Here is a 20,350-nt window from a genome sequence, read left to right on the forward strand (position 1 = left end):
GGCCACCACCGGACCGCTGGGGATCCGATCCGCCCCCTGGAGGTCATTGCTCAGCACATTGCCGCTGAGTTCCACATGCTGTTCGGTGGCAGCGGTGGCATTGGTGTCGTTCACAGCCTTGGGCAGGTCATCGACAATATTGACGTCCAGCGAGCCACTGGCCGTGCTGCCGTCGGTATCCGTGGCCGTGACGGTGAAGTGCTCCGTGAGGCTGTTGGCGCCGTCGCCGTTGGCATGGGTCTCATTGTCCAGCAAGGTGTAGCTGTAGCTGATCACGCCCGTGGTGGGGTTGTAGCCGGTGATGGTCAGGGTATTGCCCAGGGCCGTGGTGATCGACTGCGGGAAGCTCGCCGCCACGCCACCGCTGACCACGCTGATGCCGCCGACGCTCAAGGATTGCAGGCCATCCGGCGCGCTGACCGTGAAAGTGCCGCTCTGGGTCAGGGCGCCCGGGTTCGGCGCACTGCCGTCGGCCAGGTTCTTCTCGTAGACGGTCAGTTCGCCACCGTTCACGTCCAGCCCGCCCAGGGTCACCGGGTCGTTGAGGTTGCTGACATTGAGGGTCAGGGTCGCGCTGCTGGTGTCGCCGTCGGCATCCTTCAGGGTGTAGGTGAAGGTCTCCACCCCATTGCCACCGCCGTGCAGGTTCTTGAAGTCCGGGTCGTTGGTGTTGAGGGTGTAGGTGTAGGAACCGTCCGCCGCCAGCACCAGGGTGCCGTAGGTGCCAACGAAGGTACCTGCCACCACCGGACCGCTTGGGATACGGTCCGCTCCCTGGATGTCATTGCTCAGCACATTGCCGCTGAGTTCCACCTGCTGCTCGGTGGCGGCGGTGGGATTGCTGTCGTTTACGGCCCGTGGCACATCGTCGCGGATGATCACGTCCAGGGACCCGCTGGCCACGTCGCCATCCGTATCGCTTACCAGCACCGGGAAATGCTCGCCCAGCGTGTTGGTACCCGCGCCGTCAGGGTGATGCTCGGCGCCGGTCAGGGTGTAGCTGTAGCTCACCACGCCGGTGGCCGGGTTGTAGCCGGTAATGGTCAGCACATTGCCGAGCCCGGTGACGATGGACTGCCCGACGCCCGTGACCACGCCCGCCGTGACCACATTGATGCCACCGACACTGAGGTTGAACACGCCGTCGGCAGCCACCACCGTGAAACTGCCGGCCTGTGTCAGCGCCGCAGGGTTGCTGGCCGAGCCCTGGGGCAGGTTGGCCTCGTCCAGGGTCAATTCGGCCGGGCTGACCTCCAGGCCAGTGAGGCTGACCGGATTGTCGACCACCGGCGTATTGGCTGGGAGCGGCCCGTCATCGTTGCCATCGAGGCCGCCAAGCTCGAGGTTGGCCAGCAGGGGGAAGCCATTGAATCCCGCGGTGGGGAAACCGATGGTGGGATCCACACGGGCGCCCACTTCAGTCAGTATCACGAAACTGTGGCCTCCGCCGAGCGCCCCCGAAACGCCTGAGGGGTTGCCACCCGCCGCCGTCGCTTCAGCGTCCTGCGTGGGGTCGGCACCTGCGGCAATGGCTTTTTGCAACTGCTCGACATCGCTGAGCTGGGCCTCGCTGGGCTGAGCATCAGGCGCCTGCACATGGGGAGCGCGATTGGCCAGCAGGTCGGTGGTCATCTCCAGGCTGCTGCCGCGACCCAGGGTCAGCTCCGCGCCATTGTGCAAACGCACCGCCACGGCGCCCTCGCTGCCGGTCTCGAGTTGTTCGCCGGCGAACAAGCGGTCGCCTTCCACCAACAGGCGGCGATGACCATCGTCGCCCACCGCGAATACCTGGCCGATCACCTTGCCGACTACACCGACTAATTTAGCCATGAGCGTACGCCTCCCCTGCCGATGGGCTTTTCGCAGATCAAGGCGTGCCGGGTAATGTGCGCAACGTTCCGAGTGCCATGGCTGGTGGATCGCTGCTGTCACGTTCGTGAGAAACCACGCTCCTTGTGACGACTGCCGCGATAGCGAAGAGGGCGAATGGCCATTATTAAGTGCCATTTTTTTGTCGCCAAATTCCGCTTTCGCCTTCCTCCCCTGTCTCCTTAGCTGCAAAAAATCTGGAACTTTCACAAAGGCCCGAAAATCGCCTGTCCCAGCCAATTCCCGTAACCACCTGAATGAAACAATGTCCCGGATTCCTTAGACCGCATAAGTTTTTTTTCGCATATATCTTATGAAAAAATCTTCTTAGCTCGCCCGATAAATGTTCTTAGCTCTGTTGTTACAAACCTGAAACGGTTTGATTCTAATTTTTCGTCATTTTTTTGGCGAACAGCAGGACATTATTCAAGACCAGGGAGATGTACCCCATGCGCGCTTTAACCCCCATCACCAGTGCGATTTTGTTGGCCATGGCGTGTGCCAACAGTCAGGCGATGTCGATCACCGAGGCTGTCCAGAACGCCGTGGACCAGCATCCCGAGATCAGCGCCAGCCGCAACAGCAGGCTGTCGGCCGACGAGGATGTGAAGTTCGCCCGCGGGGGGTACTACCCAACCGTCGATCTGGTCGCAGGCTATGGCCGGCAACGCTCGGACAACACCAACACCCGCGGCTTCAACCCCGACGGCACGCGTAACCACAACAAGGAAACCCTCAACTACACCCAGTCCGAACTGCGCCTGCGGCAGATGCTGTTCGACGGCTTCAACACCTCCAACGAGGTCGCCCGCACCGAAGCGGTGGCCACCTCGCGCGCCTACTACACCCAGGCCACCGCCGAGACCGTCGCCCTGCGCGCCATCGAGGTCTACCTCGAAGTGCTCAAGCGCCGCGAGCTGGTGACCCTGGCCAAGAACAACCTGCAGGCGCACCTGCGGGTCAACGACCAGATCGGCCTGCGCAGCGAGCGTGGCGTGGGCAGCACCGCCGACCTCGACCAGTCCCGCGCCCGTCGCGCCCTGGCTGAGAACAACCTGGACACCGCCGAGGTCGACCTGGCCGACGCCGAGGCCAACTTCTACAGCGTAGTCGGGCGCATGCCGGACGAGCTGGAAACACCGGTCACGATCAAGGGCGAAGTACCGGCCGACCTGCTCAACGCCCGCCAGGGCATGCTGGAGAACAACCCCTACCTGAAGTCGGCCCAGGCTGACGTACGCTCCGCCGAGCAGCAATACGAAGTGGCCAAGTCGCCCTTCTACCCGCGCCTGGACGCGGTGCTGGCCACCGGCGCCAACAACAACATCGGCGGCCAGAAGGGCCACGACAACAACGACTGGCAGGCCGGCGTCGAGCTCAGCTACAACCTGTTCCGCGGCGGCAGCGACAAGGCCCGCCTGCAGTCCGACGCGCACAAGATCAACCAGGCGATGGACATCCGCAACAACGCCCTGCGCGAGCTGAATGAAAATCTCAGCCTGGCCTGGAACGCGATGAACAACGCCCGCAAGCAGACCCCGAGCGCCCGCGAGTACGCCGAAACCACCCAGCGCGTACGCGCCGCCTACCAGGACCAGTTCGGCCTGGGCCAGCGTACCCTGCTCGACGTGCTCGATAGCGAGAACGAGCTGTACAACGCCAACCGACGCTATACCGAAGTGCGCTACACCGAAGAGTTCTCCATGTACCGAGTCCTGGCGACCATGGGTGAGTTGCTGAGCAAGCAGCACATCTCGCTGCCGCCCGAGGCCATCGCCAAGACCGAAGTACGCAACGAGGCGAAACTGCCAGACATGCGCTAGGTTCTGACGAGACAAGAGATTTTTCGCCAGCGCCCGTTTCCCGTCCACCGCGGCAGGAGTAGGCCATCGTGACCAGTATGCAAAGCGCGCAACCGCGCCTGGATGTTGATGATCCGTTGCTCGATGGCCTGTTGATCCTGTGCAAGTTGCACGGCTGCCCTGCCAGCCGCGCCAGCCTGTGCAGCGGCCTGCCGCTGGCCGCGCAGCGCCTGCCCCTGGCCCTGCTGCCCCGCGCCGCCGCGCGGGCGGGGTTGCAGGCGCGGGTGCTGCAGCGTGAGCTGGACGCCATCTCGGCACTCAACCTGCCGGTCTTGCTGATCCTCAACGACGGCCGCAGCGCCGTGCTGCAGCGCTGGGGGGACAACGGCCGGGGCCTGCTGCTGCCGTGCGAAGCCGAAGGCGGCGAGCAGTGGGTCGAACGTGATGCCTTGGCCGAAGCCTACAGCGGCCAGGCCCTGTTCGCCCGTCCCCGTCATACCTTGGAAGAGGTGCGCGCCCCACTGATCCCGCGGGTCAACGCCTGGTTCCGCGACACCCTGCGCCACTCCCGATGGCTGTATGGCGATGCCCTGCTGGCCAGCCTGCTGATCAACCTGCTGGGGTTGATGGTGCCGCTGTTCGTCATGCAGACCTACGACCGCGTGGTGCCCAACCAGGCGCTGTCCACCCTCTGGGTGCTGGTGGCCGGCCTGTTCATCGGCACAGCCTTCGAGCTGGTGCTGCGCATGGTTCGTGCGCACCTGCTGGACCAGGCTGGCAAGAAGACCGACCTGATTCTCTCGGCCACTTTGTTCGAACGCATTACCGGCATGAGCATGAAGGCGCGGCCGGCCACCATCGGCGGCTTCGCCCAGAGCATCCATGACTTCCAGGGACTGCGTGAATTCCTCACCGCGGTCACCCTGACCAGCATCATCGACCTGCCATTCGTGGCGCTGATGCTGCTGGTGATCGGCCTGCTCGGTGGCTGGCTGGTGGTGATCCCGCTGATCGCCTTCCCGCTGGCCGTGGGCCTGGCGCTGTTCATCCAGGTGCGCCTGCGTGACACGGTACAGAAGAGTCTGAGCCTCGGCGCGGTGCGCCAGGCGCTGCTGATCGAGACCCTCGGCGGACTGGAAACCCTCAAGGCCTGCGGCGCCGAAAGCGAACGCCAGTACCAGTGGGAGCACACCAACGGCGCCATCGCCCGCCTCGACGCCCATGCCCGCAACCTGTCCTCGTTGGCCAGCAACGGCACGCTCTTCATCCAACAATTCTGCGGCATGGCCACCATCGTCGCCGGGGTCTACAGCATCATCGCCGGCAACCTCAGCGTCGGCGCGCTGGTGGCCAGCTACATGCTCGGCAGCCGGGTCCTCGCGCCGCTGGGCCAGATCGCCGGGCTGATCACTCGCTACCAGCAGGCGCAGTTGACCATGCGCAGCACCGACGCGCTGATGAGCCTGCCCCAGGAACGCGAAGCCGAGCACCAGGCCCTGGAACACACCGCGCTGCAGGGTGGCATCAGCATCAACCACGCCACGTTTCGCTATGCCGGGCAAACGGCCCCGGCGCTCAATGATGTCAGCGTCACACTCAAGCCGGGCGAGCGCATCGGTATCATCGGCCGCAGCGGCTCGGGCAAGAGTACCCTCACCCGCCTGCTGATGGGCTTCCATCACCCCGAAGATGGCCAGGTGTTGCTGGACAATCTCGACCTGCGCCAGCTGGACATCGCCGACCTGCGCAGCCAGGTCGGCTACGTGGCCCACGACCTGCCCCTGCTGGCCGGCAGCCTGCGCGACAACCTCACGCTCGGCGCCCGCCACGTCAGCGATGCGCGCATGCTCGAGGTGGCCGAGCTGACCGGGGTCAGCGAACTGGCCCGCCAGCACCCGCAAGGCTTCGACCGCCCGGTGGGCGAGCGCGGCCAGCTGCTGTCCGGCGGCCAACGCCAGGCCGTGCTGCTGGCCCGGGCCCTGCTGCTGGAGCCGCCGATCCTGATCCTCGACGAACCCACCAGCCACATGGACAACAGCAGCGAGGAGCAACTGCGCCAGCGCCTGCTGAACTGGGTGCAGGGCAAAACCCTGCTGCTGGTCACACACCGCACCTCGATGCTCAGCCTGGTGGACCGGCTGCTGGTGCTGGACAACGGCAAGATCGTCGCCGACGGGCCGAAGGACGCGGTCATCGACGCGCTGCGCAAGGGCCGTATCGGCGCGGCGCTGTGAACCAACAACCTGGGATTCCACAACGGCCTCGGTCTGCACCGGAGGTAGAACATGCCCCTCAGCCACAGCGTGCGCAGCTACCTCCAGGGCGCCGACAAGCGCGCCGAGCGCGACTACATGCCGGAGCTGGCCGGTGCCACCTTGCAGGAATCGCCCAGCCTGTCGCGCCTGACCGTGTGGCTGGCCGCGATCCTGCTGTTGGTAGCCTTGGTCTGGGCCAATTTCGCGGTGCTCGACGAGGTCACCGTCGGCGAGGGCAAGGCCATTCCGTCTAGCAAGGTGCAGGTGGTGCAGAACCTTGAGGGCGGCATCGTCACCGAGATCTTCGTGCGTGAAGGGCAGATGGTCGACAAGGGCGCGACCCTGCTGCGCCTGGACGACACGCGCTTCAAGTCGAACAAGGGCGAGAGTGAAGCCGACCGCTACGCGCTCACCGCCCAGGTCGAGCGCCTGTCGGCCGAGTCCGAAGGCCGTCCCTTCGTGTTGTCGAGCGAAGTCCGCGCCAAGGCACCGCAGGTGGCCGAGGACGAAGCCGCTCTGTATGACTCGCGCCAGCGCCGCTTGGCCAGCGAAAAGCAGACCCTCAACGAACAATTGCGGCAAAAGACCCAGGAGCTTGCCGAGTTCCGCTCCAAGGTCGATCAATACCGCTCGGCGGTCGGCCTGCTGCAACAGGAACTGGACATGTCCTCGCCACTGGTGAGCAAGGGTGCCATATCCCCCGTGGAAATCCTGCGCTTGAAGCAGCGCAGCGTCGAGGCGCGCGGCCAGCTCAATGCCACCAACCTGGCCATTCCCCGCGCCGAAGCGGCGATCGCGGAGATCCGCAGCAAGATCCAGGAATCCGACGCCAGCTTCCGTTCCGACGCCGCCAAGGAACTCAACGACAAGCGCACGGAGCTGTCGAAGATCACCGCCACCAGCATCGCCATCGACGACCGGGTCAACCGCACCACCGTGGTGTCGCCGGTGCGCGGCATCGTCAAGCTGCTGAAGGTCAACACCATCGGCGGCGTGGTCCAGCCCGGCAGCGACCTGGTGGAGATCGTGCCGATCGAGGACAACCTGCTGATCGAGGCCAAGGTAAGGCCCCAGGACGTGGCATTCCTGCACCCGGGGCAGACCGCGATGGTCAAATTCAGCGCCTACGACTACACCATCTACGGCGGGCTAAAGGCCAAGCTGGAGCTGATCGGCGCGGATACCGTCACCGACGACAAGGGCAATGCGTTCTACCTGATCCAGGTGCGCACGGACAAGAACCACCTGGGCGGGGACAACAAGCCGCTGCTGATCATTCCGGGGATGGTGGCCACGGTGGATATCATCACCGGGCAGAAGAGCGTGCTGGACTATCTGCTCAAACCCGTCCTCAAGGCCAGGACCGAAGCGTTGCGAGAGCGGTGAATGCCTATCCAGGCGCCTTCACGGAGAAGCCCGCTCAGACAGGCATATCAGCACAGCAGGATCGGTGGTGCGCCCCTATCCCCGACAAACGCCCTCAACGGATATAAGCCTCCGGCGGCTCCGGCAACGCGGCGAGCAGATCCCGCAGACCATCGGCCCATTGCGCCTGGATCCGCAGAAAATAGGGATCGTGGGTGCCGATCCGGTGACAGTTGCTGGCAGCCAGGCTGTCCTTGCGATACACCAGCACATCCAGTGGCATGCCCACCGACAGGTTGCTGCGCATGGTCGAATCGAACGAGATCAGGCCACAGCGCAATCCCTCGCCCAGGGGTGTGTGATACAGCAGGTTGCGATCAAGGATCGGCCTGCCGTACTTGCTCTCGCCCAGTTGCATGAACGGCGTGTCTTCCGTGGCCTGGATGAAATTACCCTGGGGATAGATGTTGTACACCCCCATGGGCTGCTCGGCGATCTGCCCGCCCACCAGGAACGAGCAGCTCAGGTCGACCTTGCCTGCCAGTTTGGTGCAGTCGCGGGCGATCACCTCGCGGATGGTCTCGGCCACCAGCGCCGTGGCGTCATACAGCGTCGGCACGTTCAACAGGTGCGCGCCGTCCTGGTTGCAGCGCTGACGGAGCAGGCTCACCACTGATTGCGACGTGGCCAGGTTGCCGGCGGTCTGCAGCACAATCACACGCTCGCCCGAGCGGTTGAAAACGAACAGCTTGCGAAACGTCGATATCTGGTCGATCCCCGCATTGGTCCGTGAGTCCGAAATGAACACCAGCCCATCGGCCAGGTGCATCGCAACGCAGTACGTCATGGTGCTAACTCATGCAGAGGTAGGAAGTGTCGCTATTGCTGCTGAAGCTGTGGCTTGGAGCTGACCAGAACCTGTGCCTGCATCGACTCGGTCCCTCCGCCACGGCGCATGCCGCGTACCGGGCAAGCGTCCAGGTAATCATGCCCCACCGCCAGTTTCAGGTGGCGCTCGGGCCGAGCCAGGCGGTTGGTCACATCGAAGCTGTACCAGCCATCGTCAAGCCAGGCCTCGGCCCAGGCGTGACTGGCCAGATGGTTCTCGTCCTCGGTGCACAGGTAACCTGACACATAGCGCGCCGGCACGCCCAGGCTGCGGGCACAGGCGAGAAAAGCGTGGGTATGGTCCTGGCAGACTCCGGCGCGGTTGGCGAACGCCTCGGCGGCCACGGTATCGACCGCCGTCGAACCAGGCCTGTAGGCCATGTGATCGGCCAATCCGTTCATCAACTCGATCAGCGCCGTCCGATCACGACGATCGCCACAGTGGCGCACGGCGAAATCGCGCAACGCCTCGTCGGGGCTGCTGAGCTTGCTCGAACGCAGGAAGGGCAAGGCCGATCGAGAGTCGTGCTCCACCTCCAGGGTCTGGTCGATCTCCACCTCGCCGTGGGCGCTCAGCATCAACGCACCATGGGGTTCGTCGAGCGTCAGCACGTGCAGGACGTTGCCATAAGGGTCAAGTTGGCTGCCTACCGGGCGCGGCAATTCCAGCTGCCATTGCAGGACGCGCTGGCGCTCGCTGCTCTGGGGCGTCAGTCGCAGCAGCTGAATGCTCATGCAGACATCGTCGGAATAGTGATAGGTGGTGTCGTGACGAATGAACAGTCTCATACTACCTCCAGATAGGAATCGTGAACGCTCTGCCCCAGATGATTGATCTGGCCAATGTAATGACTCAGCCACTGATGCAATCCGGACGCGAGAATTTCCTCGATACCGGTAAAGCGCAACCGCGCACTCAGCTCTGCCGCGAGGCGTTGCGCCGGACGCCCGTTGTCGCCCGGCAGGCCGGCCAGCAACTGGGCCAGCTCCTCGACACAGGCATGCAGCGAACGCGGTACGTCCGCGCGTAGCAACAACATCTCCGACACCTGCTCGGCACCGGGAGCCGTGCGGTAGATTTCATTGAACGCCTCGAAGGAGGACAGTGCCCGCAGCAAGGCACTCCACTGGTAATAGCCACGGGCCGAATTGTCACTGACCTCCTCGGACTCCTCACCAAACATTTCGTAGCGCGCATCCAACAGGCGCAGCGTGTTATCGGCCCGTTCGAGGAAGGTGCCCAGCCGGATGAAGCCATAGGCGTCATTGCGCATGATGGTGCCGGCGGTGGCTCCGCGGAACAGATGCGAACGCTCCTTGACCCATTCGCAGAAAGAGTTGATGCCGTAGCGTGCCAGGCCCTTGTCGGCGATGTTGCGCATCTCGAGCCATGTAGCGTTGATGTTCTCCCACATGTCAGCAGTGATCCGCCCGCGCACGGCATGCGCATTGCTGCGAGCCGCGCGCAGGCAACAATAGATGCTGCCGGGATTGCGTTCGTCCAGGGCGAAAAAATGCAGCATGTACTCGACGTTGAGTTCACCATGGCGACGGTGATAATCGTCCAGCGTCCCGGCCGCCAGCAGCGACATCGCCAGCTCGGCTCGGCCATCGCTACGCCCCGCCTGCGGCATCAGCGAAAGCGAATAGCTGACTTCGAGCATGCGTGCGAGGTTCTCCGCGCGCTCAAGGTAACGGGACATCCAATACAGGTCGGCAGCCGTTCTTGAAAGCATGATTCAGTCCTCCACCACCCAGGTGTCCTTGGTGCCGCCGCCCTGGGAAGAATTGACCACCAGCGAGCCTTCACGCAGCGCCACGCGGGTCAGGCCACCTGGCACCAGGCGGGTTTCTTTGCCTGACAGCACAAACGGGCGCAGGTCGATATGCCTGGGCGATATGCCACTTTCGACAAAGGTCGGGCAAGTGGATAGGCACAGCGTGGGCTGTGCGATGTACGCATGGGGTCGCGCCTTGATACGGGCACGGAACGCTTCGATTTCCGCCGTGCTGGCGGCCGGCCCGACCAACATGCCGTAGCCACCAGACCCTTGGGTTTCCTTGACCACCAGGTCCGCCAGATTGGCCAGCACATGGGACAACTCCGCAGGCTTGCGACATTGCCAGGTGGGCACGTTCTTGAGAATCGGCTCTTCGCTCAGGTAGAAGCGGATCATGTCGTCGACATACGGGTAGATCGACTTGTCGTCAGCCACTCCGGTGCCCACGGCGTTGGCCAGCACAACGTTGCCGGCCCGGTAGGCCGTGATCAGTCCTGGCACGCCCAGCAACGAGTCCGGATTGAACGTCAGCGGATCGAGGAAGGCATCGTCCAGCCGGCGGTAGATCACATCGACCGCCTGCGGGCCTGACGTGGTACGCATGAACACCCGGTTGTCACGCACGAACAGGTCAGCGCCCTCCACCAGTTCCACACCCATTTCCCGCGCCAGGAAGGCATGCTCGAAATAGGCACTGTTGAAGCGGCCCGGAGTCAGCACCACGGTGGTGGGATTGTCCAGCGGGCTTGAGCGCTTGAGGGTGTCCAGCAACAGATTGGGATAGTGGTCGATGGGCGCCACCCGCTGGGCGGCGAACAGCTCCGGGAACAGCCGCATCATCATCTTGCGATCTTCGAGCATGTAGCTCACGCCGCTCGGTGTGCGCAGGTTGTCTTCCAGGACGTAGTAGCTGCCGTCGCCATCGCGCACCAGATCGACACCGGCGATGTGCGCATAGATGCCTCGGTGCAGGTCCAGCCCCTGCATGGCCACCTGGTAACCGTCGTTGGCCAGTACCTGCTCCGGTGGGATGATGCCTTGCTTGAGGATCCGCTGGTCGTGGTAGATGTCCTCGAGGAACAGGTTCAACGCCTGCACCCGCTGGATGCAGCCACGCTCCACGACCTGCCACTCGCTGGCCTTGATGCTGCGCGGAATGATATCGAAGGGGATCAGCCGCTCGGTACCCTGCTCATCGCCGTACAAGGTGAACGTGATGCCTGCCCGGTGAAACAGCAGGTCCGCCTCGCGACGCCGCTGTTCGAGCAGCTCCAACGGCGTATCGGCCAGCCAGCGTGCGAACGCCTGATAATGAGGCCGGCAATCACCCGCCGCATCGTACATCTCATTGAAAAAGGCCCGAGGCATAATCAGTTCCTCACCACGCAATGCTTGTCCGTTATCGATGCATGGTTGACCTAGCAATAGCAGTGCCGGAAACACGGCACCTCAGGCGGGACGAGGTGTGCACGGGTCGCAGCAGGCGGCGGCCATGCCCCAGATCAGGGCTTCACCGGCGAACGCGCCCCTGTCGGTGAACCAAAACAGGGTGCTGGTGATCGGCGTAGTGCTCACTTTTCGCCATGATTACGTTCGAACGTCTCCTGCCCCATCGCGCTGATCTGCCCCTCGATCAGCGCTTCGAAAGGCCTCAACAAAGCAGCGAAGCCGCTCGGCGCCTCCAACACATTCAACGCCTGCACCACCGCCTCCAGGGTCGACAAGGCCCCTGGTTCCGGTGCCTTGCGCAGCCGGTAGCGCGAGGGTGGGACGTTGCCCAGGGCCACTCGCGGCAGCGCCTCGAGCTGCGGGTTCAGGTACAGCATCTTGCGCGCCTTGCGCCAGGTGCCATCCGGCACGATCAGCATCAGCGGCAGGTCGACGTCTTGACCATAGCCTTGCAGAACCTCGGCTTCATCACCGGGGAACAGCAACGCGGGTCGATAGCCCGGCGTGGCCAGCAGCGTGTGCAGGTCGTCGAACACCTCGCCGATCCGCAGCTCGGCGTTGACCAGCCCAAGGACCGCAAGGCGTGCGGTGTTCAGGGCGTGGGCGGTTTCACTGGGGTGCTGCAGCACGACCACGCGGGTGCGGCTGTCCAGGTGCGGGATCAGTGGGCAAAGGCAATGGGCGAGCGGGCGCTGACAACGCTCGCAGCGGGGTCTGGGCATGGGGGGCTCCTTGGGGCGGGTAGTTTGCCACAGGGCTGCCATCCCCGGGTTGCTGCGAGGCATTCGTGGGAGCGGGCTTGCCCCGCGATAAAGCCAGCACCGCAATCGCGGGGCAAGCCCGCTCCCACGCACCGCTCACACAGTCCAACTTCAGCGGTTGAACCGCTCCGCCAGGCTGTGCAGGTACTCCGCCATGCGCTCCAGGTCCTGGCTGATCTCGGCCCCCTGCCTGGCCTGCCCCGCGCTTTCGTCGCACAAATGGGCGATGCGCACGATCTGCTGGTTGATGTCCTCGGCGACATGGCTCTGCTGCTCGGACGCCGTGGCCATCTGTTGGCTCATGCCAGTGATGCGACTGACCGCCTGGGCGATCCCCGACAACGCCGCCTGCACCGCCTCGACACTGTGCACGCTGTCGCTGGAGATCTGTTGGCCGCGGCTGGCGCTGGCCACCGCGCGGTCGGCACCGGAGCGCAGGGTGGAGATGATGTGGTGGATCTCCTCGGTCGAGGCGCGGGTCCGCTGCGCCAGCGAGCGCACTTCATCCGCCACCACGGCGAAACCCCGGCCCTGCTCGCCGGCCCGCGCCGCCTCGATGGCGGCATTGAGCGCCAGCAGGTTGGTCTGCTCGGCAATCGAGGTGATCACATCCACCACGCTACCGATCGACTGCGTCTGCTCGGCCAGGGCGTTGACCGCCTGGCCGATGTCGCTCACCGCCTCGCTCATGCTGCCCATGGCGCGCAGGCTCTGCTGCGCCAGGTCGCTGCCTTGCTGGGCCAGCTGGTCGGCGTCGCTGGCGGCATGGGCGGTGCTCTGCACGTTATGGGTGACCTGCTGGATGGTCGCCGCCATCTGCGCGATGGCGGTGGCCGACTGGTCGGTCTCGCTGCGCTGGCGGTCGAGCATCTGCGCCTGGGCATCGGACAGGTCGGCGGACTGCGCGGCCCGTGACTTGACCCCGACACCGGCGTCCACCAGACGGGTCAGCGCAGTCTGCAGGCGCGCCTCCTCGCTGATGATCGCCAGGTCGAGCTGGCCCTGCAGCCCGGGGTTGTCGCTGTAGGTCAGCGCCACCAGCGGGCTGGTGAAGGCCTTGGGGTGCTCCTGCAGGGTGCGCCGGATCGACTGGTTCTGCCGGTGCTCGACCACGTACCAGGCCGCCAGCAGGCTGGCCATCAGCACACCCAGTGCCGCGTAGGGGGGCAGCCACAGGTAGGCGGCGGCCGACAGCAAGCCTGCACCGATCAGCGGCCAGCCATGGCCGATCCCATGCCCCAGGCGCGCCGCCAGCGGTACCGGCGAGCGCCCTGCCCGCAGGCGGGCGTACAAGTTCTCGGCCCGGCGGATCTGCTCCCGGGTCGGCACCGAGCGCACCGACTCGTAGCCGCTGATGCGGCCGTTCTCGTAGACCGCCGTGACGTAGGCGCTGACCCAGTAGAAGTCGCCGTTCTTGGCGCGGTTCTTGACCACGCCCATCCAGGGTTTGCCTTGCTTGATGGTGTCCCACATATGCCCGAAGACCGCCGGCGGCATGTCAGGATGACGCACCAGATTGTGCGGCTGGCCGACCAGTTCGTCGTAGGTGAAACCGCTGATGGCCACAAAGGCGTCGTTGCAATAGGTAATGCGACTGTTCAGGTCGGTGGTGGAGATCAGCCGCTGGTCTTGGGGAAAGGTTCTTTCGTGCTCGGTGACGGGCAAATTCATGCGCATCGTTGGCGATCCCTTGCTTATCCAGATGAGTGGGAAAATCATCAAAGCAAGTAGATATTTAGCAGAAGGCCATCACGTGAGCGGTCAACTTTCGTAGGAAATTTACCCGACCTGACGGAATGTGCTGAAAGCGACCTGGATCAGCCCACATTGAGCTGGCTCTTGAGCAGGTCACGGAACGTCTGGATCAAGGGTTCCCGGCTCCGGCCACGGCGGATGATCAGGGAAAACGGCGCCTGGTAGCCGAAGGTCGCCGGCGACAGCACGCGCAGGTCGCCCTTGTCGACCCAGGCCTGGGCGTAGTGCTCGGGCAGGTAGCCAATGTAGGCGCCGGAGAGAATCAGAATCAGCTGCGCTTCCATGCTCTCCACGGTGGCGGCGCTGTGCTTGAAACCGTGCCGGGCCAGCTCCGCCTGGCTCCAGTAGCCACGCCCGACCATGCGCTGCTGGGTGATCACCGGCTCCGGGATCCGTCGCTCGCCGAACAGCGCATGGCGGCTGCTGCAATACAGCCAGTGCTGCTCGCGGTACAACGGCTGGTAGACCAGGCCACTCATGCGCGATGAAAACGCGCCGATGGCCAGGTCCAGGCGGTTGTCCTGCACGCCCAATTGCAGTTCGTAAGGGCTGGACACCGACAGGTGCAGGTGTACCGCCGGGTGTTCCTGGCTATAGGCGCCGATGGCCTCCGCCAGCGGCAGGGCGCGGTCGCCCACGGTGGAGTCGATCACCCCGAGGTTGAGGGTGCCGCGCAATTCGCCCTTGAGCGCCGCCGCATACTGCTCGAAGCCATCCAGTTCCCCCAGCAGGCGCAGGGTCTCCTGATGAAACAGCTCGCCCTTGCTGGTCAGGCTGAAACCGCCACGGCCTCGGTGGCAGAGCACGATGCCCAGGGCGCTTTCCAGCTGGCTCATGTAGGTGCTGATGGCCGAGGTCGACAGGTTGAGGTCGCGCTGGGCGTTGGCGAAGCCCTGGTGACGCACCACGCTGGCAAAGATGCGCAGCAGTTTCAGGTCGGGCAGCGATGAGGCCATGGGGCAACGGGTCCGTGGGCTGGAAATGGCCTGAGTCTAACCCGGCCGCGCACCGATAGTTCAGAAATTCCTGAAGTAAGTTTTTGTCGGTAGCGATTCTTCCCGGGCACTACCTTGCGCAGACTGCGGCGAAATGTCCCTGCCCGCCAGCACAACCAGAGCAACGAGGCGCGCGGCGGCACAGGTTCGAACAAACAGAACAATCGACCGACTGATGAGGCCCACCGTGGACAAGATTCTCCACCAACCACTGGGCGGCAACGAAATGCCGCGTTTCGGCGGCATCGCCACCATGCTCCGACTCCCCCACCTGCAGAGCGCCGAAGGGCTCGACGCCGCGTTCATCGGCGTGCCCCTGGACATCGGCACCTCGCTGCGCTCGGGTACCCGCTTCGGCCCACGGCAGATCCGTGCCGAGTCGGTGATGATCCGCCCGTACAACATGGCCACCGGCGCCGCCCCGTTCGACTCGCTGTCGGTGGCCGACATCGGTGACGTGGCGATCAACACCTTCAACCTGCTGGACGCCGTGCGCATCATCGAAGAGGCCTACGATGAAATCGTCGAGCACAATGTCATCCCGCTGACCCTCGGTGGCGACCACACCATCACCCTGCCGATCCTGCGCGCCCTGCACAAGAAGCACGGCAAGATCGGCCTGGTGCACATCGATGCCCACGCCGACGTCAACGACCACATGTTCGGCGAGAAGATCGCCCACGGCACCACCTTCCGCCGCGCCGTGGAAGAAGGCCTGCTCGATTGCGAGCGCGTGGTGCAGATCGGCCTGCGCGCCCAGGGCTACACCGCCGACGACTTCAACTGGAGCCGTCGCCAGGGCTTCCGTGTGGTCCAGGCCGAAGAATGCTGGCACAAGTCGCTGGAGCCGCTGATGGCCGAAGTGCGCGAGAAAGTCGGTGGCGGCCCGGTGTACCTGTCGTTCGACATCGACGGCATCGACCCGGCCTGGGCGCCAGGCACCGGTACCCCGGAGATCGGCGGCTTGACCACCATCCAGGCGATGGAGATCATCCGCGGCTGCCACGGCCTGGACCTGATCGGCTGCGACCTGGTCGAAGTCTCCCCACCGTACGACACCACCGGCAACACCTCGCTGCTGGGCGCCAACCTGCTGTTCGAAATGCTCTGCGTGCTGCCGGGCGTGGTACGCCGCTAACCGCCGAGTACCGCCCGTTTACAGGGGCGCTGCAATCGATTGCTTGACCCCGGCAGGAGCCATTCGGGAGGGCCATAGAGGCCCGCCAACACATGACAGGACCGCCGGGCGCCTTGCAGCGTCCGGACGGCCGATCTCGCCATAATAAAGATAATCGGGAGACCCCCAATGGCCTTGGACATCATCGTTGTACTGATCTATGCCGCCGGCATGCTCGGCCTCGGCTGGTACGGCATGCGGCGCGCGAAGACCCACGAAGACTACCTGGTGGCCGGGCGCAACCTCGGCCCGACCCTGTACATGGGCACCATGGCCACCACCGTGCTCGGTGGCGCCTCCACCGTCGGCACCGTGCGCCTGGGCTACGTCCATGGCATTTCCGGCTTCTGGCTGTGCGCCGCCCTGGGCCTGGGGATCATCGCCCTCAACCTGTTCCTGGCCAAGCCGCTGCTGCGCCTGAAGATCTTCACCGTCACCCAGGTGCTGGAGCGCCGCTACAACCCGATGGCCCGCCAGGCCAGCGCGGCGATCATGCTCGCCTACGCGCTGATGATCGCGGTGACCTCGACCCTGGCCATGGGCACCGTGCTGCAGGTGCTGCTCGACGTGCCGTTCTGGATGGCGCTGCTGTTCGGCGGCGGCGTGGTGGTGGTGTATTCGACCATCGGCGGCATGTGGTCGCTGACCCTGACCGACATCGTCCAGTTCATCATCAAGACCGTTGGCCTGATGTTCATCCTGCTGCCGGTGTGCCTGTACAAGGCCGGCGGCTGGGACGCCCTGGTGGCCAAGCTGCCGGCGGCCAGCTTCAGCTGGACCACCATCGGCTGGGACACCATCATCACCTACTTCCTGATCTACTTCTTCGGCATCCTGATCGGCCAGGATATCTGGCAGCGCGTGTTCACCGCCCGTGACGAGAAGGTCTGCCAGCGCGCCGGCACCACCGCCGGTATCTACTGCGTGCTGTACGGCCTGGCCTGCGCCCTGATCGGCATGGCCGCCCACGTGCTGATGCCGGACCTGGCCAACCCGAACAACGCCTTCGCCGAGATGATCAAGGGCCAGTTGCCCGAGGGCATCCGCGGCCTGCTGATGGCCGCCGCCCTGGCCGCGATGATGTCCACCGCCAGCGCGGGCCTGCTGGCCGCCTCGACCACCCTGACCGAAGACCTGCTGCCCAAGTTGCGCGGTGGCAAGCAGTCGAGCCTGGGCATCAACCGCCTGTTCACCCTGCTCACCGGCCTGGTGGTGCTGGGTATCGCCCTGGCAGTGAACGATGTGATCAGCGCCCTGACCCTGGCCTACAACCTGCTGGTGGGCGGCATGCTGATCCCGCTGATCGGCGCGATCTTCTGGAAACGCGCGACCACCGCCGGGGCCATCGCCAGCATGACGCTGGGCTTCGGTACCGCGCTGTTGTTCATGTTCAAGGACGGCCTGGAAGCCAACTCGCCGATCTACTACAGCCTGGCCATCGGCCTAGTGAGCTTCGTGGTGGTCAGCCTGGCTTCGCGCAAGCCGGTGGCGACGGTGAACCTGGCCTGAGGCCAGATCCCGGGGCAACAACGCAAAAGGCCGCCGCATCGATAAGATGCGGCGGCCTTTTTGTCAGGGGTCAGCGCCGACGCGGCTGGCGCTTGCGCTGTTCTTCGTCGGTCGGGATCGGCACCGGCTGCAGCGGTGGCGGGAGCAGCCCCAGGGCGACGGCGAGGTCATGGAGCCAGTTGTACATGCGTTCGTTCATAGTGCCCCCTTGACGGGTCAGCCTCACGGTCAATCAAACTTGCGATGCGTCATACAGATCATAGACCTATGTCCTGTATTGCGCATGCCTCTGTTCCTACACATAGGGGCGATTTTGACCCGGATCAAGCGCTGATGGCAGCTTCCGACGGTCGGTCAATCGTTTCGCTTTGTTGCAGGTCGATCCAGGCCTGCAGATTCGCCCCGCGTTTGCCCTGGCGCCACATCAGCCAGGTCATCGCCTGGTCGAACGGCGCCTGCAGCCGATGCGCCCGCACCTGCTCGCGGCCCGGCAGGCTGTCGAGCATGGACTGCGCCATCAACGCCACGCCGGCCCCGGCGATCACACAGGCCAGCATGCTCTGGTACGACTCGATCTCCATGACCCGCCCCATGGGCGTGTGGTCATGGGCGTACCAGGCTTCCAGGCGCATGCGGTACGAGCAGCCCTGGCGGAAGGTGAACACCGCCTTGCCGGCGACATCCCTGGCGCTGTGCACCGTCGGGTGCTCGGGGCTGGTGATCAGCACCAGGGTTTCCTCGCACAACGGCACGCCATCGAGCCCTGCCAGGTTGAGCGGGCCGTCCACCAGCGCCGCGTCCAGCCGATGGCTGAGCACCCCCTCCAGCAGCTCGGCACTGGGCGCCGCCTGCACTTGCAGGTTCACCGCCGGGTAGGCCTGGTGGTAGCGCGCCAGCAGCGCCGGCAAATGAATGGCTGCCGTGCTGTACATGGTGCCCAGCACGAAATCCCCCGCCGGCTGGCCGCCCTGCACCGCGGCCAGCGCTTCGTCGCGCAGGCTGGTCAGCCTATGTGCATAGTCCAGCAACACCTTGCCGGCCGGCGACAGCTGCAAGCGCTGGCGCTCGCGCAGGAACAGCTCCACCCCCAGTTGCTCCTCGAGCTGGCGCAGGCGCGTCGACAGGTTCGACGGCACCCGGTGCAATCGCTCGGCGGCGCGGGTCACCGAGCCCTCCTCGGCCACGGCCTGGAAGATGCGCAGTTGGCTGAACTCCATGAGATTCTCCAAAACAGAACAACTTGATCATCATTATTCAATTTTATTGAAAGTCAATGAACCCTACCCTGCCATCCATCGCATCCCTCCGTGCAGGAGACTTTCCATGTCACCCATCGTGCAATTGCTGGCCAGCGCCGTGGCGCTGATGATGGCCATGGGCATCGGCCGCTTCGCCCTCACGCCGCAACTGCCCCGACTGATCGCCGAGGGCCAGTTCGACCTGACCGCTGGCGGCCTGGTCGCCGCCGCCAACTACCTGGGCTACTTCCTCGGCGCCGTGGACGCCATGTTCGCCCGCCAGCCCGCCCAGGTGCGTTTGCGCCTGCATGGAGGCCTGTGGCTATGCGTGCTGCTGACCCTGATCTCGTGGGCCGCCGACGGTTTCTGGAGCCACCTGTTGCTGCGTTTCGGCACTGGCGTGGCCAGCGCCTGGGTGCTGGTGATGATCGCCAGCCTCAGCCAGCAACTGGCCAGCGCCCATGGCCGCCAGCGCCTCGGTGCGCTGGTGTTCGCCGGGCCCGGCGTCGGCATCGCGGTGACGGGCGTGCTGGCCCTGGGTGCGCACCTGCTGGGGCTGGATTCTGCCGCCCTGTGGCTGGTCTATGGCGTCGCCGCGCTGGTCATGCTGCTAGCGGTGCTACCGTGGCTGCCACGGGCGCTGGAGCCCGCCGCCACGCCTGCGGCCGTCAACGAACAAGGCCATGGCACCGGCATCGGACGGCTGGGACTGGTCTATGCGCTCTACGGGATCGGCTACATCCTGCCGGCCACCTTCCTGTCGCAGATGGCCAGCCAGCAGTTCCATGGGCAGTGGCAAGCCGACCTGTTCTGGCCCGCGTTCGGATTGGCATCGGCGCTCGGCGTGGCCATCGTCAGCCTGCGCCGCCCTGGGCGGACCTCTGCCTGGCTGACCACCACCCTGTGGCTGCAAGGGCTCGGCGTACTGGCCTGCCTGCTCGGTGGCGGTATCGGCCTGGCATTGGGCGTGCTGCTGTGCGGCGGGCCGTTCCTGGCCTGCATGCAACTGGTGATGCAGCGCTCACGGGAGCTGGCGCCCCATGCCACACAGCGCAATGCCGGGTTGCTGACAGCATGCTTTGCCCTGGGGCAGTTGAGCGGGCCGTTGCTGGCGGCGTTGAGCAGTCATTTCAGTGGTGGATTACAGCCAGCATTGGTGTTGGCGGCGGCAGGGTTGGCCGTGGCCGGAGTGCTGGCCGTGACAGGAGGTCATTACCTGCAGGATTGCCACTCAAATGCCCGAACAGCCGGGTGATGGTGGGTTCAGTTCAGCAACAGATCGAAATCATTTGTGCCTCTCTCGACAACGTTTCATTGGCTACATTCTCCAGCACTCGCAGAGGACGCAAAATGACTGAAACGTTCCATGAATTCGACGCTGCCGCCTATCTGGCTTCTCCGGAAACCATCGCACAGTTCATGGCTGACGCATTAGAGACAGGAGATGCAGCCTACGTAGCAAAAGCCGTGGACGTGGTGGAGCGCGCCAGGGGCCGGCGCGTCTAC

The 20,350-nt window shown here is 64.6% G+C and carries 16 protein-coding genes and 2 pseudogenes; 7 read left to right on the forward strand and 11 right to left on the reverse strand.

Features of this window, described 5'->3' with window-relative positions:
* Window positions 1-1,830 (reverse strand): retention module-containing protein (locus tag CC207_RS27875; RefSeq protein ID WP_143496153.1); only part of this gene is annotated, 1,830 nt, incomplete at its 3' end.
* Between the two features lie 488 nt (window positions 1,831-2,318).
* Here CC207_RS27875 and CC207_RS21040 point away from each other — a divergent pair.
* The 3 genes from CC207_RS21040 (at window position 2,319) to CC207_RS21050 (ending at window position 7,312) form a co-directional block, all read left to right on the forward strand.
* Complete coding sequence (locus CC207_RS21040) at window positions 2,319-3,692, forward strand: TolC family outer membrane protein (RefSeq protein WP_028691108.1); 1,374 nt, start codon at window positions 2,319-2,321, stop codon at window positions 3,690-3,692.
* 77 nt (window positions 3,693-3,769) lie between these two features.
* A complete protein-coding gene (locus tag CC207_RS21045) occupies window positions 3,770-5,905 on the forward strand; it encodes a type I secretion system permease/ATPase (RefSeq protein WP_088852701.1) in 2,136 nt (711 codons plus the stop codon).
* Window positions 5,906-5,956: 51 nt separating this feature from the next.
* Entirely contained in the window at window positions 5,957-7,312 is a 1,356-nt protein-coding gene (locus tag CC207_RS21050; protein ID WP_028691110.1) for an HlyD family type I secretion periplasmic adaptor subunit, read from the forward strand.
* 94 nt (window positions 7,313-7,406) lie between these two features.
* On the opposite strand, the gene CC207_RS21055 is transcribed toward CC207_RS21050, so the two are convergent.
* The 8 genes and pseudogenes from CC207_RS21055 to CC207_RS21085 all read right to left on the reverse strand — a co-directional run bounded on the left by CC207_RS21055 (window position 7,407) and on the right by CC207_RS21085 (window position 14,881).
* Window positions 7,407-8,138: a peptidase gene (locus CC207_RS21055; protein ID WP_028691111.1), complete on the reverse strand. Its 732-nt coding sequence runs from the start codon at window positions 8,136-8,138 to the stop codon at window positions 7,407-7,409.
* Window positions 8,139-8,170: 32 nt separating this feature from the next.
* Window positions 8,171-8,968, reverse strand: a complete 798-nt coding sequence (locus CC207_RS21060) for a transglutaminase family protein (protein ID WP_088852702.1) — start codon at window positions 8,966-8,968, stop codon at window positions 8,171-8,173.
* Window positions 8,965-9,915 carry an alpha-E domain-containing protein gene (locus tag CC207_RS21065; protein WP_062360625.1) on the reverse strand — a complete coding sequence of 317 codons (951 nt, stop codon included), beginning with the start codon at window positions 9,913-9,915 and terminating at the stop codon, window positions 8,965-8,967. The genes CC207_RS21060 and CC207_RS21065 overlap by 4 nt, the downstream gene beginning before the upstream one ends.
* 3 nt (window positions 9,916-9,918) lie before the next feature.
* A complete protein-coding gene (locus CC207_RS21070) occupies window positions 9,919-11,328 on the reverse strand; it encodes a circularly permuted type 2 ATP-grasp protein (RefSeq protein ID WP_028691114.1) in 1,410 nt (469 codons plus the stop codon).
* A 203-nt stretch (window positions 11,329-11,531) separates the two neighbouring features.
* Window positions 11,532-12,131, reverse strand: coding sequence for a tRNA-uridine aminocarboxypropyltransferase (locus CC207_RS21075; RefSeq protein ID WP_028691115.1), 600 nt, complete (start codon window positions 12,129-12,131; stop codon window positions 11,532-11,534).
* 150 nt (window positions 12,132-12,281) lie between these two features.
* Window positions 12,282-13,310 carry a methyl-accepting chemotaxis protein gene (locus tag CC207_RS21080; RefSeq protein ID WP_371263157.1) on the reverse strand — a complete coding sequence of 343 codons (1,029 nt, stop codon included), beginning with the start codon at window positions 13,308-13,310 and terminating at the stop codon, window positions 12,282-12,284.
* 234 nt (window positions 13,311-13,544) lie between these two features.
* Window positions 13,545-13,889: pseudogene (locus tag CC207_RS28420) on the reverse strand (PAS domain-containing protein); the annotation flags it as partial.
* Window positions 13,890-13,987: 98 nt separating this feature from the next.
* Window positions 13,988-14,881, reverse strand: a complete 894-nt coding sequence (locus CC207_RS21085) for a LysR family transcriptional regulator (protein WP_028691117.1) — start codon at window positions 14,879-14,881, stop codon at window positions 13,988-13,990.
* 226 nt (window positions 14,882-15,107) lie between these two features.
* Between CC207_RS21085 and speB the strand changes: the two genes are divergently transcribed.
* Both speB and CC207_RS21095 read left to right on the forward strand, forming a co-directional pair.
* Window positions 15,108-16,058 carry an agmatinase gene (speB, locus tag CC207_RS21090; protein WP_028691118.1) on the forward strand — a complete coding sequence of 317 codons (951 nt, stop codon included), beginning with the start codon at window positions 15,108-15,110 and terminating at the stop codon, window positions 16,056-16,058.
* A gap of 168 nt (window positions 16,059-16,226) precedes the next feature.
* Window positions 16,227-17,606: a sodium:solute symporter gene (locus CC207_RS21095; protein WP_088852703.1), complete on the forward strand. Its 1,380-nt coding sequence runs from the start codon at window positions 16,227-16,229 to the stop codon at window positions 17,604-17,606.
* A gap of 70 nt (window positions 17,607-17,676) precedes the next feature.
* Here the strand turns inward: CC207_RS21095 and CC207_RS27880 are convergent, their stop codons facing one another.
* Both CC207_RS27880 and CC207_RS21100 read right to left on the reverse strand, forming a co-directional pair.
* Window positions 17,677-17,805 carry a PA1414 family protein gene (locus tag CC207_RS27880; protein ID WP_256206021.1) on the reverse strand — a complete coding sequence of 43 codons (129 nt, stop codon included), beginning with the start codon at window positions 17,803-17,805 and terminating at the stop codon, window positions 17,677-17,679.
* A 124-nt stretch (window positions 17,806-17,929) separates the two neighbouring features.
* A complete protein-coding gene (locus CC207_RS21100; RefSeq protein ID WP_088852704.1) occupies window positions 17,930-18,823 on the reverse strand; it encodes a LysR family transcriptional regulator in 894 nt (297 codons plus the stop codon).
* A gap of 106 nt (window positions 18,824-18,929) precedes the next feature.
* Between CC207_RS21100 and CC207_RS21105 the strand changes: the two genes are divergently transcribed.
* Together CC207_RS21105 and CC207_RS28425 are read left to right on the forward strand one after the other, a co-directional pair.
* A complete protein-coding gene (locus CC207_RS21105) occupies window positions 18,930-20,099 on the forward strand; it encodes an MFS transporter (RefSeq protein WP_088852705.1) in 1,170 nt (389 codons plus the stop codon).
* A 95-nt stretch (window positions 20,100-20,194) separates the two neighbouring features.
* Window positions 20,195-20,338, forward strand: a pseudogene (locus CC207_RS28425) (DNA-binding protein); the annotation flags it as partial.
* Between the last annotated feature and the right edge of the window lie 12 nt (window positions 20,339-20,350).

The organism is Pseudomonas sp. DrBHI1, assembly GCF_002205115.1.
Lineage (GTDB): Bacteria > Pseudomonadota > Gammaproteobacteria > Pseudomonadales > Pseudomonadaceae > Aquipseudomonas > Aquipseudomonas mosselii.